Source organism: Mesorhizobium sp. B2-1-1 (genome assembly GCF_006442975.2).
Taxonomy (GTDB): domain Bacteria; phylum Pseudomonadota; class Alphaproteobacteria; order Rhizobiales; family Rhizobiaceae; genus Mesorhizobium.
In genome coordinates, this window is record NZ_CP083954.1 from 3,270,823 (window position 1) to 3,285,115 (window position 14,293).

The following is a 14,293-nucleotide window of genomic DNA, read 5'->3' on the forward strand; positions in this document are numbered from 1 at the left end:
GCGGCGATGCATCCTCCGTTGGGATAGACTATTTGCCAATAAGTCGGCCATGGTCGCGGGATTATGCTGCGGCCGGCAAACCGAAACGAGCCACATGACAGCAGCCACTGACAGCGCCCGGTTCCTGATCATCGACGATCATCCGCTGTTTCGCGAGGCGCTGCACAGCGCCGTGCAGATGGCCTATCCCGAGGTCGACACGGTGGAGGCGCGCTCGATCGCCGAGGCACTCGACCTGCTGGCCGGGACAAAGCCGTTCGACCTTGCCCTGCTCGATCTCAGCATGCCCGGGGTGCACGGCTTCGAGGGGTTGCTGCAGCTTCGGACCCGCTATCCGCGCCTGCCCGTGGTCATAGTATCCGGTTACGAGGAGCCCAAGATCATCTCCGAGGCGCTGTCCTACGGTGCTGCCGGCTTCATCCCGAAATCGGCGCGCAAGAGCGATCTGGCCAACGCCATACGCTCGGTGATGGAAGGTGCCATCTATGTTCCGGAAACTTATGAGGGCCGCCCGCCCGACGCCGACAGCACCGACCGCGCCGACATGGTGCAGCGCCTTTCGACATTGACGCCGCAGCAGTTGCGCGTGTTGCAGATGCTACGCCAGGGCCTGCTCAACAAGCAGATCGCCTATGAGCTGCAAGTGGGCGAGACCACAGTCAAGGCGCACGTCTCGGAGATCCTGCGCAAGCTCAACGTCTACAGCCGCACGCAAGCGGTGATCGAGGTTTCGAAGCTTGATAATGCGGAGCTTTTCAGGGATCAGGCGGGGTTTTGAGTCGGCGATCAGGGCAATGGGTGCACTAGCGCAGTATTTTCCCAGTCCGCGCGACGATCAAACCCTTCATTTCAATTCACGCCTCATAGGTGACGGCTACCTGGTCTTCCCCGCGCTTCGTTCGTACAACTGTGGACTGCCCTTCCCAGTGGCCATCGTGGCTTATCCATCTTCGCGCGACATCTACGGGAGAGATCACAGCCCAATCGTCCCATCTGATCGACAGTTGCCATCGACCAGGAACAATCGGCGAAATGAAATAACGGAAGTCGGTAGTCCCATTATTTGTTTGAGCAAACGCACGGCCAGCGGTTTCCTTGAGCGGACTGACCTGAACATCAAAGCGAACGACATTGTCAGTTAGCACCGCTTCGACTTGGGGCATGCCTTCCGATTGCTGGAAGGGGCCGGACACATGTATTACCACCTGACCAAACACTGTGATGTTGAACTGTGGTTGGCATGTCTTGCATCCATCGTAACCGACCTGCACAGCCTCCTGCCATGAAACAAAACGGCGGATATTTGTGGCGTTTATTAAGTCACCGAACTGACAGCCTGACGGAACGTGAAACTCGCGGCTCAGCTTGTGCGCTCTCATATAGGTGGGCTTTTCGGTGGCCGGAGACACCCTGTTCGTAAGTGCAACGGGGATTCCCAATCCATCCGGACGGATCAGAATCGATCCAGATGCCTGGGCCGCCGCAAAGCTCTGCTCGAAGGGAACCTCATCCGCAAAAAGGCCCAAGGTTCCGAAAGCACCACCGCCGATGGACTTCACCGCCGCAGGAATTGCCTCTTCAAGAGCCCGGGTGACCGCGCCTGCCGAAAAGAAGTCCAGCAAATCTCCAAGAATATCTGTGTCCTGTTGCGTACGGGCGACGGATACCTGAACGTTCCCTCCTTGTACGAAAAGTGTCAGCCAGGCCTTGAAATGAACGGTCGAGGTAAACGGACCTACGTCAGCGTCCATGGTGCCCTTCACGAACACGTGCCCGGCCTTCAATTCGATCGAAAGGGAGGTCAGTGTCCCTCCTTCAAGTCCGGCAGGCAGTTGTCCCAGACCATGGGCGGCAAGTTGATCGTGAATGTTCGCGTTGATGGTTTCAACCGGAACAAGAACCATAATGCTGTTGGTAAGGGTGTTTGCTGAGTCTGGTAGATCTGGCACATTCCCCACGTCGGCGATGAAAACGGCGAGGATATTAGCCCGCGGCGGGGCCGAAAGAAAAGTTTTGAAGAAAAACGGCCGGCCGCTCGTCGGGAAAAGCGGTCCAGCAGTTATCGTTCCCTGCCCCTTGAGCGAGTCAAACAAGGCCTGATGCATAACTGCCTTGAATTTGTCCTTGTTGACGCTGACTTCGAACGCCGCAACCGACAGCCCCCGAAAATCGACCATGGGCGCGATCAGGGTCTGGCCGTTCTGTTGGACCTCGGTTTGGATCAATGACGGCCTGACCACCAAAGTACCTACGCATTCATCGAATTGGTCGCTCGCCCGGCCGATAAAAGGCAGGCTTATTTCCACCAGGTTTTCGAACGGATTATTGCTCGCAATCAGTCGGACGCTCGGGCTTAAATTGCCGAACCAGATGTTAACCGTGACACCTTCCACCGAACGCTGAATTTTTGGCATCAATCCGAGGAATGTCTTCACAAAAATCGACGAGATTTCCTTTTCAGCAACTTGTGCGACCAAGGCGAAGCCTGATGTCAGTTCGCGCGACATGATGGTCTCCAGCGAAGACGAAGTGGATCAGTGCGACTACGTTGCCGAGTTGAGGCGACCTTTCTTCAGGTCCGCCGCGACGTCTCCAAAAGTTCGCCCGACATACGTGTCGAGGATTCCAATCGCTTGTTCCATGGCTTCGTGCAGATCCTTGCTCGACAGGCGCTTCTGGACGTCCTTCGCGAGCGCAACGACCCATTCATGAAGGTCAGGCTGGTATTGCAATCGAAGCATCGGATCCTTGTCGTTCTCTGCTAGAACCGCGGTAGAAACACTGCTCAAGAACCCCACACCTTCTGCGATGCGGCCGGCAATCGACCTGTCGCTCATTGCGATCTTGATGAGTTCGTCAGAGTCGTTGATCAAGGCGAGAGAGCGAACCAGATGCGTGTCGAAAAAGGCATCCCGGACGCGTCGCACAGGATCCAACACCGCTGTCGTCAGCGACATTGCAGAAGATGTCGAGCCAGTCATCTGACCAACAGAAGACGTGCTTGCTCCGCAGGATGTGGTTTCATCTGGGACGATGTTTCCCCCGCTTTCGGTGCATTGCCGTCCGCCCTCATCATTTGGCAAAGCTGGAATGTTCCAACTGGTTTGCCCTGGCGGAACAAGGCTACCACCTACGCATTTCCTGGCCATTCAACCCTCCGAGCAGTAAAATTGCGTGCCGAAACTTAGTATTATTTCATCAGTAAGTAAATTAGTATTCACGCTTCTTCACGTTTAGAGCGGAATGAATTTAGGCTGGATTGGCCGGGGCCTCCTTTAAGCCAGCAGATGTGCCAGCAGCGCCCTTAGTTGCGCGGGCTTGAGCGGCTTGCGCATCAACTCGATGCCGCCGGCCCGCGCCGCCTTGGCGACGGCTTCGGAACTGTCGGCGGTGACGATCAGCGCCGGCACCGCGCGGCCGAGATAGCGGCGGACCTTCGATATGGTGGCGGTGCCGAGATCGCCGCCGTCGAGATGCTGGTCGGCTATGACGATGTCGGGCACCCAGTCCGTGTCGCCGAGCATGTCGAGCGCGTCGTCGGTCGAGGTCGCGGCGCGCACCAGGCATTGCCAGCGTTCGAGCAACGAGGTCATCGCCTGCAGCACCTCGACATCGTTCTCGACCAGCAGAACCTTGGTGCCGAACAAGCCGTAGCCGCGCGGCCGCTCCAGGCTTGCAGCGCTGGCGACGGCGTCCGCCGTGGCACCGATGCCGACGGGGACATCGATGTGAAAAATCGTGCCGCGACCGACCTTCGAGGAAAACGTCACGGGATGGCCGAGCGCGCCGGCGATGCGCCGCACGATGGCCAGCCCAAGGCCGAGGCCGCCGCCGGCGAGTTCGGCATTGGCAGGCATGATGCCGCGATGAAATTCCTCGAACACCGCCTCGCGCTGGTCGTCGGGAATGCCGCAGCCGGTGTCGGCGACATCGATGCGGATGGCATCGCCGCGGTGCCTGGTGCCGACAAGGACACCGCCCGAGCGGGTGTAGCCCAGCGCATTGGAGAGGATGTTCTGCAGGATGCGGCGCAGCAGCGTGCGATCGGAGCGAACCACTGCGTTGACGGCGCGGAATTTCAGCGACAGGCCCTTCAGTTCGGCCACAGGCTGGAAATCCGACCGCAGCGACGAGAACAGCGCCTCCAGGCTGACGTCGCCAATGTCGGGCTGGACCACACCCGCATCGAGCTTGGAGATGTCGAGCAGCGTGCGCAGCAGGTCCTCCATCGTCTCCAGCGAGCGCTCGACCTGCCGTACCAGTTTCCGGCCCTCGTCGCTGGTCTGCACTTCGGCAAGGGCGGAGACGGACAGATGCGCCGCATTCAACGGCTGCAGCACGTCGTGGCTGGCCGCCGCGAGAAAGCGGGTCTTGGACAGGTTCGCCTGCTCGGCATTTTCCTTGGCGGCGCTGAGGTCGATGTTCGATTGTTCCAGCCGCCGCAAGGTCGAGTGCAGTTCCTCGGTGCGGGCGCGTACCCTGCTTTCCAGTGAGATCGCGGTCTGGAACAGCGAGAAGGCGTTGCCTTGCTGGTCCATCGAGCGCTCGACGCGGCTGACCAGCGCGGCGTTGATCTTCTTCAGCCTGTCGGGATCGTCTATGTCCTTGAGGGGCACGGCAGCGCTCACTCGGCGGCCGGGCGCTCGCCGAAGGCGATGCCGGTGAAGGTCTGGTTGAGATGCATCGACCGGTATTGTTCGCCATAGGTGCCGAAGCCGATGACGTTGTTGACCCGGTAGAGTTCGGAAATCTCGCGAAAGACCTGGCGGTTGCGCGCATCCAGCCGGCGCAGGACACAGTCGAAGCCGATGATCATATCGATGCCGCCAAGCCTCGCCTCGACGTCGAGCAGAGCCGCGCGGGTCGATTCCACCATGTCCTTGGGTTGGGCGATCGACAGCACGACACCATCGTCGATGGCGCAGAAGAACGACAGCGAGCCGTCCGCATGCATCTTCTGGATGGAGCGGCAGTAATATTCACCGCCTACCTTCACCACCACCGGATGCGAGGCGAAGCTCAGCGGTGTCAGCGTCTGCGCGACGATGCCGACCGAAGCGGCATATTCCTCGGCCGCATTGGTGGCATTGAACTCGCGCACGATGCGGTGATCGGGATCGGAGGCGGTGACCACCAGCTTTTCGTCGGTGGGAACGAAATTGTCGGTCTTGAAGACATGGAAAGGGATTTCCGTGGCGACCAGCACGATGATGGCGCTGTCGGAGGTGACCTTGCCGTTGGAGATCAGGCTCGTCGTCTCGAATTTCAGGTCGTCACCGGCGGAACCGCCGAGCAGTGGTATGTCATCGAGGCCCCAATGGATGGCCGAACTCACCGCTTCCTCGGCATAGGACAGTCCGTCGATGAAACAGAGCGCGAAGGTGTTCCCAGCCCGCTCGCCGCCGATGCGCCCATACAGCGTGCGCCGCAGATCCTCGACATCACCAGTGACCCTGTCCAAGCCCGATGACGACAGGTTGTCGACCGTGGTGCTGACCGCGGTAAACGACGCCGAAGGGAGCAGCATGGCGAGGATATGGCCCTCCTCGAGGCCCTGCGGCGTGATTTCGCCGGCGGTCGAGCAGCCGGCGTAGTGGAGCGCCGGCGCATGAGCCGCGATTGCGCGCGAAAGGGCGCCGGCCTCGACAAGGCGCTGGGAAAAGAATAACAGGGCGAAGCTGGCCTCGATGGCGGCCGCCTCCGCCGCCACCGCGCGTGCGAAGACGTCCGGGTCGGGCTCGTCCGTGGTCAGCGCCGACAAACCGCATGCGTAGCGCGTCCGTGAAACGGTCAGCGACGTTCTCCCGCATTTCCTCCGACGCTGCCTGTGCGCGGCTGTTGATATGCTTCTTGCGCCAACGTCGAAAGCCATTGTTGCCGCCAATCGGCATTTTGGCAATGGGGCGAGGGGAATGCGTGTTTCGCCCTGCCATGGCCGAAAGTACAATGATCCGGCTTTTGCGCCGCGCTGTTTTTTACGGCTTGTGCGGTGTACGAATAACGCATGGCCGAAGCCAACACCGCGTCGGCAGCGTGATGACCAAGGTGATACCCAGGGAGGATTCATGTCGGACGTTTCGTTGATGGTGAACGGAAAACAGGTCCGCGGTGCGGCCGAGGACCGGACGCTGCTGGTTCACTTCTTGCGGGAGAATCTCGGCCTCACCGGCACCCATGTCGGTTGCGACACCTCGCAATGCGGCGCCTGCGTCGTCCATGTCGACGGCAAGGCGGTGAAGTCCTGTACGATGCTCGCGGTGCAGGCGTCCGGATCGAGCGTGGTGACGATCGAGGGACTTGCCAACGGTGCCGACCTGCATCCCGTGCAGGCGGCGTTCAAGGAGCATCACGGACTGCAATGCGGCTTCTGCACGCCGGGCATGATCATGACGGCGGCCGACATGATCAAGCGCCACCCCGAGGGCCTCGACGAAGCGACGGTGCGCGCAGAGCTCGAGGGCAACATCTGCCGCTGCACCGGCTACCACAACATCGTCAAGGCGATCCTCGCCGCATCGGAGGGGATGAGCGGCAAGGTCAGGCAAGCGGCGTGAGAAAAGTTGAGTAGTGAGTAGTCGGTACGAACCGGCGCCGATCTCCACCACTCACTACTTCCTACTCACTATTTCGGGAGGAATTTCTGATGGGCATTGAAGGTGTTGGCGCTAGCGTGGCGCGCAAAGAAGACAAGCGGTTCATCACCGGCGCCGGTCGCTATGTCGACGACATGGTGGTGCCCGGCATGAAGCATGCGGCCTTCGTGCGCAGCCCGCACGCGCATGCCCAGATCGTGAAGATCGACGTCGACAAGGCTCAAGCCATGCCGGGCGTCATCGGCGTGCTGACCGGCAAGGAGCTGAAGGCCGATGGTATCGGCAATCTCATCTGCGGCTGGATGATCCATTCCAAGGACGGCTCCCCGATGAAGATGGGAGCCTGGTCTCCGCTGGCGTTCGACAAGGTTCGCTATGTCGGCGATGCAGTCGTCGTCGTGGTCGCCGACACCAAGGGGCAGGCGCGCGACGCCGCCGAAGCGGTCGAGATCACCTACAATGAACTCGAGGCGGTGGTGGATGCGACGAAGGCGCTCGAAAAGGGCGCTCCGCAACTCCATCCGGAAGCCGAAAACAATCTGATCTTCGACTGGGAGATCGGCGACGCCAAGGCGACCGACGCGGCGATCAAGGCGGCTTCCCACGTCACCCGCATGAAAATCGTCAACAACCGGCTGGTGCCCAACGCCATGGAGCCGCGGGCAGCGCTGGGCCACTACGACAGGGCGGAAGACCACTATACCTGCTGGACGACCTCGCAAAACCCGCATGTCGCCCGGCTGGTGATGAGCGCCTTCTACAACATCGCGCCGGAAAACAAATTGCGCGTCATCGCGCCCGATGTCGGCGGCGGTTTCGGCTCCAAGATCTACATCTATCCAGAAGAAATCGTCTGCCTGTGGGCGTCCAAGAAAACCGGCGTGCCGGTGAAATGGGTGGCCGACCGCACCGAGAGCTTCCTCTCCGATGCGCATGGCCGCGATCATGTCTCGACAGTGGAAATGGCCTTCGACAAGAACAACAGGATCACCGGTCTCAAGGTCGACACGTTGGCCAATCTCGGCGCCTACATGTCGCTGTTCTCGTCCTGCGTGCCGACCTATCTCTACGCGACGCTGCTGTCGGGCCAGTACGATATCCCGGCGATCCACGCCAATGTCCGCACGGTCTACACCAACACAGCACCGGTCGATGCCTATAGGGGGGCAGGGCGGCCCGAAGCCACCTATCTCATCGAGCGCACGATGGAGACCGCAGCGCGGGAACTCGGCGTCTCGCCGGCGGAGCTTCGGCGGACCAACTTCATCACCACGTTTCCGCACCAGACGCCGGTCATCATGAACTATGACGCCGGCGACTATGGCGCCTCGCTCGACGCGGCGATGGGGGCCGCCGACTATGCCGGCTTTGCCGGACGCAAGGCGGAGGCCGCCAGGAACGGCAAGCTGCGCGGCATCGGCATGAGCTGCTACATCGAAGCATGCGGCCTGGCGCCGTCGGCCGCGGTGGGCTCGCTCGGCGCCGGCGTCGGCCTTTGGGAATCGGCCGAGGTGCGCGTCAATGCCGCCGGCACCATCGAGGTGCTGACCGGCTCGCACAGCCATGGCCAGGGCCATGAGACGACCTTCGCGCAACTGGTCAACGAACGGTTTGGGGTGCCGATCGACAGCGTCTCGATCGTCCATGGCGACACTGACAAGGTGCAGATGGGTATGGGTACCTACGGCTCGCGCTCGGGCGCGGTCGGAATGTCGGCGATTGCCAAGGCGCTGGACAAGGTCGAGGCCAAGGCCAAGAAGATCGCGGCGCACCTGCTCGAGGCCGACGAGGGCGACATCGTCATCGAGAACGGCACGCTGAAGGTCGCCGGCACCGACAAAAACGTGCCGTGGTTCCAGATGGCGCTGGCGGCCTATACCGCTCATAATTTGCCCGGTGGCATGGAGCCGGGATTGAAGGAGACGGCGTTTTACGACCCGTCCAATTTCACCTTTCCGGCCGGCTGCTACATCTGCGAGGTCGAGATCGATCCGGAGACCGGAACGACCGAGATTATCCAGTTCGTCGCGGCCGACGATTTCGGCAACATCATCAACCCGATGATCGTCGAGGGCCAGGTGCATGGCGGCATCGCGCAGGGCATCGGCCAGGCACTGCTCGAAGGCGCCCACTATGATGCCGACGGCCAGCTTCTGACAGCGAGCTACATGGACTATACCATGCCGCGTGCGGATGACCTGCCTTCGTTCAAGGTCTCGACCTCGAACACGCCGTGTCCGGGCAATCCGCTCGGCATCAAGGGCTGCGGCGAGGCCGGCGCTATCGGCTCGCCGCCGGCGGTGATCAACGCCATCACCGACGCCATAGGAATCTCTGACATCGCCATGCCGGCTTCGCCGTCTACGGTGTGGGCCGCGATCCGTGCGGCGAAGCATTGAAAAGCGAATAGCGAATAGGGAGTAGCGAGTAGGGGAAAAGCGTGATGCGAAGGGAAGGTCCTATTCGCTACTCGCTATTCCCTATTCGCTCTTTCCCAAAGGGAGAGAGACAATGTACGCAGTCAATTACCACCGCGCCGCCTCAGTCGCCGATGCCGCGAAGCTCGTCACGGGCGGCGACGCCAAGTTGCTGTCGGGCGGCATGACCCTGATCCCGGCCATGAAGACGCGGCTGGCGGCCCCCTCCGATGTCGTCGACCTGTCGCGGATCAAGGAGTTGCAAGGGGTGACAGTGTCCGGCAGGACGGTCACGATCGGCGCCGCCACCACGCATTTCGATGTTGCCAGCGACGACAGGTTGAAACAGGCCTGCCCGGCGCTCGCGCATCTGGCATCGCTGATCGGCGATCCGGCAGTGCGCTATAGGGGCACGATCGGCGGCTCGATCGCCAACAACGACCCTGCGGCCGATTATCCAGCGGCCATGCTGGCGCTAAATGCCACCATCATTACCAACACGCGCCAGATCGCGGCCGACAAGTTCTTCACAGGCCTGTTCGAGACGGCGCTGGAGGACGGCGAAATCCTCACGGCCGTCACCTTCACCGCACCGGCAAAGGCAGCCTATAAAAAATTCCGCAATCCGGCCTCCCGCTACGCCATTGTCGGCGTGTTCGTGGCCAAGGGTGAGGACGGCGTCAGGGTGGCCGTGACCGGGGCCGGCGACGATGGCGTCTTCCGCTCGAAGGAGATCGAGGCCGCGCTCGCGAAGGACTTCGTGGCTTCGGCGCTCGACGGCGTCAAGGTGCCGGCGACCAAGCTGATGAGCGATATCCACGCTTCCGCCGACTACCGTGCCAATCTGGTCGCGGTCATGGCTAAGCGCGCGGTGGCCGCCGCCAACGCCTGATTCCTTCCTGCTCCTGTCAGGCAGGAGAGGGACTTCTCGCCCCTTTTCCGCAGATGGGCGCATTGTGGCAATCTCGCACTTGCACAAAGCGATATTGCACTGCACTATGCCGGCGATCAAACGCGAGCCGGGTTCGGAGTGTTCATCACGACCTGCGACCCTATTCGCATGTTTCAATGCGAAGGGAGCGGCATGACCGACATCTCCGCGACGCATGTTGTGCCGCCAAGATCCGTCGCCGACAGATCCGCCAGGACAAGACTGGCCTATCTCGACGGCTGGCGCGGACTTTCGATCGCGCTGGTGCTCATTGGCCATTTCTTTCCCGTTGCAGGGATCAATCTCGGCGTACTGGGCGTCGAATTCTTCTTCGTGCTCAGCGGCCGGCTGATGGCCGAGATCCTGTTCGTCGAGCGCTACCCGCTGAAGAAATTCTTCAAGCGCCGCTTCTCCCGCATCTATCCCGCGCTGCTGGTGTTCGTGATCGTTTCGATGATTGCGCTGTCGGGCACGTTCGTCGCCTTCAAATGGAAGGCGGCGCTGACGGCGCTGACATTCACCTACAACTATGCCGGAATTCTCGTGAACCGCGCCGGCGCGCTCGACCACATCTGGTCGCTCTGTGTCGAAGAGCATGCCTACATCATCCTGGCAGCGATCAGCGCACTTGTCGCAAGCCGTAGCCGCGTCATCCCGCTGCTCCTGGTGCTGGCGGTGCTGGCCATGGCAAACGGTGCGGTTTCGTACTGGTTCCTGCACATGGACTACGAGACCACATACTGGCGCACCGACGTGCATATGGCGTCGATCCTGCTGTCGGCCGCCATCTGCCTGCTGAAGACCGACGGCAAGCTGCCGGCCCTGTTGAAGGGCCCTTATGTGGCGGTGGCGGCGGCCATCGCGGCGGTGCTTCTGTTCATGGACCCGGTACCAACCCCGATCCACTATCTGGTCGCCGTGCCGCTCCTGGCGCTTGCCGTCAACGCTCTCGATTTCAGCACGAGATTGTTTTCTGGACTGCTGTCGTCCTGGCCTATGGCGACGCTGGGTCTATGGTCCTATTCGCTCTATCTGTGGCAGCAGCCATTCTACAAATTCGTCTATGAGCGAGGCAGCGACCCATGGCTGATGCTGGCTGGGGTCTTTGCCTGCGCGCTCTGCAGCTATTATGTCATCGAGCGGCCGTCGCGTGAGTGGCTGAACCGCAACTGGTGAGTGACGCCGCAGTGTCCCTCCCTTGCGTTGCCTAGCGGCCAAGGTCAGCCTCGCTCGATGCCGCCTGTCCGGCAGCTTGTTTGGTAAGTTCGTCCTAATATAGCCAGGGGTGACCTGGCGATCTGCTTGCCGGATAGCCCAATGTCCTTAGACATTGGTATTATGGCAGCTATTCCTTGTTGTCCCGCCCCGTGCTCCGCCTAGTTTATTCGAATCGGAGCATTGCATGGGAGGATGGAATGGCAACGACCAGGGAAAACGCCGGCGGCTGGCTCGACCGCTCGCGCACGATCGCCGAGCCCGGTTTCAGCAGATGGATGGTGCCGCCGGCGGCGTTGTGCATTCATCTTTGCATCGGTCAGGCCTACGCGTTCAGCGTCTTTAACCTGCCGATGTCGAAACTGATCGGTATCACCGATTCGGCGCCCGACGACTGGAAGCTGACCGGACTCGGCTGGATTTTTTCGATCGCGATCCTGTTTCTTGGCCTCGCGGCAGCCTTCGGCGGCGGTTGGCTGGATCGCGTCGGCCCGCGCAAGGCGATGGTCGCGGCCGCCTGCTGTTTCGGCGGCGGTTTCATCGTGTCGGCGCTCGGCGTCACCTTGCATCAACTGTGGATCATCTATCTCGGCTACGGCGTCCTGGGCGGCATCGGCCTCGGGCTCGGTTACATCTCGCCGGTCAAGACGCTGATCACCTGGTTTCCCGACCGGCCGGGCATGGCGACCGGCATGGCGATCATGGGGTTTGGCGGCGGAGCCTTCATCGCTTCGCCGCTTTCGGTCTATCTGCTGAAGCTGTTTTCGACCCCGCAGCATATCGGTGTCGCCGAAACCTTCATCGTGCTGGGCATTGTCTACTTCATCTTCATGCTGATCGGCGCTGTCATCGTCAGGGTGCCGCCCGATGGCTGGCGTCCGGCCGGCTGGACGCCGCCGACGACACAAAACACGATGGTGACAACCGCCAACGTCCATCTCGACGACGCGTTGAAGACACCGCAGTTCTGGCTGTTGTGGGGCGTGCTGTGCCTCAACGTGACGGCCGGCATCGGCGTCCTCGGCCAAGCCTCCGCCATGAGCCAGGAGATGTTCCCGGGACGCATCACGCCGGCCGCCGCCGCCGGCTTCGTCGGCCTGCTATCGATCTTCAACATGCTCGGCCGCTTCTTCTGGGCGTCGACCAGCGACTATATCGGCCGCAAGACGACCTACGCGGTCTTCTTCGTGCTGGGCGTGATCCTTTATGCGGTGGTGCCGTGGACGGGCCAGTCGGGCAACGTGTTCCTGTTCGTGCTGTTCTATGGCGTCATCTTGAGCATGTATGGCGGCGGCTTTTCCACCATTCCGGCCTATCTGCGCGATGTCTTCGGCGTGCGGTATGTCGGTGCCATCCATGGCCGCCTGCTGACGGCGTGGTCGGTGGCGGGCGTGCTGGGGCCGGTCCTGGTCAACTACATCAGGCAGTACCAGATCGATGCAGGAGTAGCGAAGGCCGATGCCTACACGGTCACCATGTACATTATGGCCGGCCTGCTCGTCGTCGGTTTCCTGCTCAACCTGATGATGCGGCCGGTGGATGCACGGTTCCACATGAAGGCCGAACCGGCTGCAGCGTAAGGAGAGTGATCATGGCGCAAGACAACAGCAATTCTGTCAAATTGGTCCTTGCCTGGCTGCTGGTCGGCATCCCGCTGTTGTGGGGGTTCTGGACGACGCTGGTCAGTGCAGCGGCGTTGTTCCAGTAGCGGCAGAGACCTGGAAAGGAGCAGCGCTCAGGCGATGATCCGCCTGACGTAGTAGCGCACCGCCTTCTTGCCGCCGTGGATCACCGCGTCGCCGACCTCGGTGAAGCCGAGCGCGGCATGGAAGGCGTCCGAAGCCGGGTTGGGCGGGTCGGCATTGACCTCGCATGTGACCAGTGCGTGGCCGGCGCGCGTGGCGTGCTCGAACAGGTCCTGGTAGAGCAGGCGGGCATGGCCGCGGCCACGAGCTTGCGCGGCCACCACGACGCGATCGACATAGACGAAGCGCTCGTAGCGTTCGCGAAACCAGAGAAAATTCGGACTGTCGTACCGGGCCCCCTGATCGAAGGTCATGATGAAGGCTTCGAGCGCGCCGATGCGGCGCGCATAGAACGCCTCGCCAAGCAGGAAGGACAGGCGCTCGGGCTCAAGCCAGGACAATTCGGCGGCATGCTCGTTGTTGAGCGCGAGTATGGCCGCTTCGTCGCTTTGCGAGACACGGCTGATCGGGGAGAGAGCGGTCATGCCTTGGCCGCCGCGATCGTCGCTGCCACAAGCGGCGTATCGGTTAGCGTATTGCGATACTCGCGGTCGAGGTCGGAGCCGCCCATGCCGACCTTGGGATTGCGGTAGCGCATGGCGCTGGGCACGTCCTTGAGGGCGGCGAAATGCATTTCGGACAGTCCAGTCCTTTGCCGCACCTCGGCAATGTTGCCGAGATCGAGCCCGCCGCAGCCGAGAATGACGATGCGGTCGCCCCCCTGTCGCACCAGGTCCGCCAACAGCGACAGGCCCTCCATCGCCGTGTCGCGTTGGCCGCTGGTCAGCACGCGGCCGACCTTGCAGCGGATCAGCGCTTCCAACGCCTCGGCCGGGTCGCGCGTCATGTCGAAAGCGCGGTGACACGTGACGTTAAGGCCGCCGGCGGCCTCCGTCAGTTCGCTCATGCGGCGCTCGTCGATGGTGCCTTCGGCGGTGAGGCAGCCGAACACCACGCCGGGCACGCCGAGGTCGCGCAGGGCGGCTACGTCGGCCAGCATCGAACGGTACTCGGTTTCGCTGTAGAGAAAATCGCCGCCACGCGGCCGCACCATGACATGGAACGGCACAATCGCCTGGTCGAGCGCGGCGCGCACGGTTCCCAAGCTCGGCGTGATGCCGCCTTCGACGAGGCTGGCGCACAGTTCGACCCTGTCGGCGCCGCCGGCCTGTGCGGCCAGAAGGCCATCAATGCCCTCGACACAGATTTCGATCAGCGGCGGGCGGGCTTCTTCAGTCAAGGTGTGATCCTGTCCATGATGTTGTGAGAAGCCCGTAGCACCCGCGCGGCGGGCGCGAAAGCAGGAACGGCACGGCGCATTGGACCAGGGGGCATTTCCCTGCTTGACAGTCTTATAACTACATGGTTATGAGTTAACCCATAGCCATCGAG

The 14,293-nt window shown here is 61.7% G+C and carries 13 protein-coding genes; 7 read left to right on the forward strand and 6 right to left on the reverse strand.

Annotation, left to right across the window (positions count from 1 at the left end; genetic code table 11):
- Nucleotides 1-94 precede the first annotated feature (94 nt).
- Nucleotides 95-778: a response regulator gene (locus FJ972_RS15980; protein WP_140495724.1), complete on the forward strand. Its 684-nt coding sequence runs from the start codon at nt 95-97 to the stop codon at nt 776-778.
- Between the two features lie 76 nt (nt 779-854).
- Here FJ972_RS15980 and FJ972_RS15985 read toward each other — a convergent pair whose 3' ends face one another.
- The 4 genes from FJ972_RS15985 to FJ972_RS16000 form a co-directional block, all read right to left on the reverse strand.
- Nucleotides 855-2,507, reverse strand: coding sequence for a hypothetical protein (locus FJ972_RS15985; RefSeq protein WP_140521056.1), 1,653 nt, complete (start codon nt 2,505-2,507; stop codon nt 855-857).
- Nucleotides 2,508-2,543: 36 nt separating this feature from the next.
- Nucleotides 2,544-3,149 (reverse strand): hypothetical protein, encoded by a 606-nt coding sequence (locus FJ972_RS15990; RefSeq protein WP_140521055.1) that lies wholly within the window; start codon nt 3,147-3,149, stop codon nt 2,544-2,546.
- Nucleotides 3,150-3,275: 126 nt separating this feature from the next.
- Entirely contained in the window at nt 3,276-4,616 is a 1,341-nt protein-coding gene (locus FJ972_RS15995) for a hybrid sensor histidine kinase/response regulator (RefSeq protein ID WP_140495725.1), read from the reverse strand.
- Between the two features lie 8 nt (nt 4,617-4,624).
- Nucleotides 4,625-5,761, reverse strand: coding sequence for an FIST signal transduction protein (locus FJ972_RS16000; protein WP_226880289.1), 1,137 nt, complete (start codon nt 5,759-5,761; stop codon nt 4,625-4,627).
- A gap of 304 nt (nt 5,762-6,065) precedes the next feature.
- Here FJ972_RS16000 and FJ972_RS16005 point away from each other — a divergent pair, with 304 nt between their 5' ends.
- From FJ972_RS16005 to FJ972_RS30365, 6 genes are all read left to right on the forward strand, one after another.
- On the forward strand, nt 6,066-6,554 hold the full coding sequence (locus tag FJ972_RS16005; protein WP_140521053.1) for a (2Fe-2S)-binding protein: 489 nt from the start codon (nt 6,066-6,068) through the stop codon (nt 6,552-6,554).
- A gap of 89 nt (nt 6,555-6,643) precedes the next feature.
- On the forward strand, nt 6,644-8,992 hold the full coding sequence (locus FJ972_RS16010; protein ID WP_140521052.1) for a xanthine dehydrogenase family protein molybdopterin-binding subunit: 2,349 nt from the start codon (nt 6,644-6,646) through the stop codon (nt 8,990-8,992).
- 112 nt (nt 8,993-9,104) lie between these two features.
- Nucleotides 9,105-9,902: an FAD binding domain-containing protein gene (locus FJ972_RS16015; protein WP_140521051.1), complete on the forward strand. Its 798-nt coding sequence runs from the start codon at nt 9,105-9,107 to the stop codon at nt 9,900-9,902.
- Nucleotides 9,903-10,094: 192 nt separating this feature from the next.
- Complete coding sequence (locus tag FJ972_RS16020) at nt 10,095-11,117, forward strand: acyltransferase family protein (protein WP_140521050.1); 1,023 nt, start codon at nt 10,095-10,097, stop codon at nt 11,115-11,117.
- 239 nt (nt 11,118-11,356) lie between these two features.
- On the forward strand, nt 11,357-12,736 hold the full coding sequence (locus FJ972_RS16025) for an OFA family MFS transporter (RefSeq protein WP_140495731.1): 1,380 nt from the start codon (nt 11,357-11,359) through the stop codon (nt 12,734-12,736).
- Nucleotides 12,737-12,747: 11 nt separating this feature from the next.
- Nucleotides 12,748-12,864, forward strand: coding sequence for an MFS transporter small subunit (locus FJ972_RS30365; protein ID WP_140495732.1), 117 nt, complete (start codon nt 12,748-12,750; stop codon nt 12,862-12,864).
- 27 nt (nt 12,865-12,891) lie between these two features.
- Here the strand turns inward: FJ972_RS30365 and FJ972_RS16030 are convergent, their stop codons facing one another.
- A complete protein-coding gene (locus FJ972_RS16030) occupies nt 12,892-13,386 on the reverse strand; it encodes a GNAT family N-acetyltransferase (protein WP_140521049.1) in 495 nt (164 codons plus the stop codon).
- Nucleotides 13,383-14,141 (reverse strand): copper homeostasis protein CutC, encoded by a 759-nt coding sequence (locus FJ972_RS16035; protein ID WP_140521048.1) that lies wholly within the window; start codon nt 14,139-14,141, stop codon nt 13,383-13,385. The genes FJ972_RS16030 and FJ972_RS16035 overlap by 4 nt, the downstream gene beginning before the upstream one ends.
- Nucleotides 14,142-14,293 lie beyond the last annotated feature (152 nt).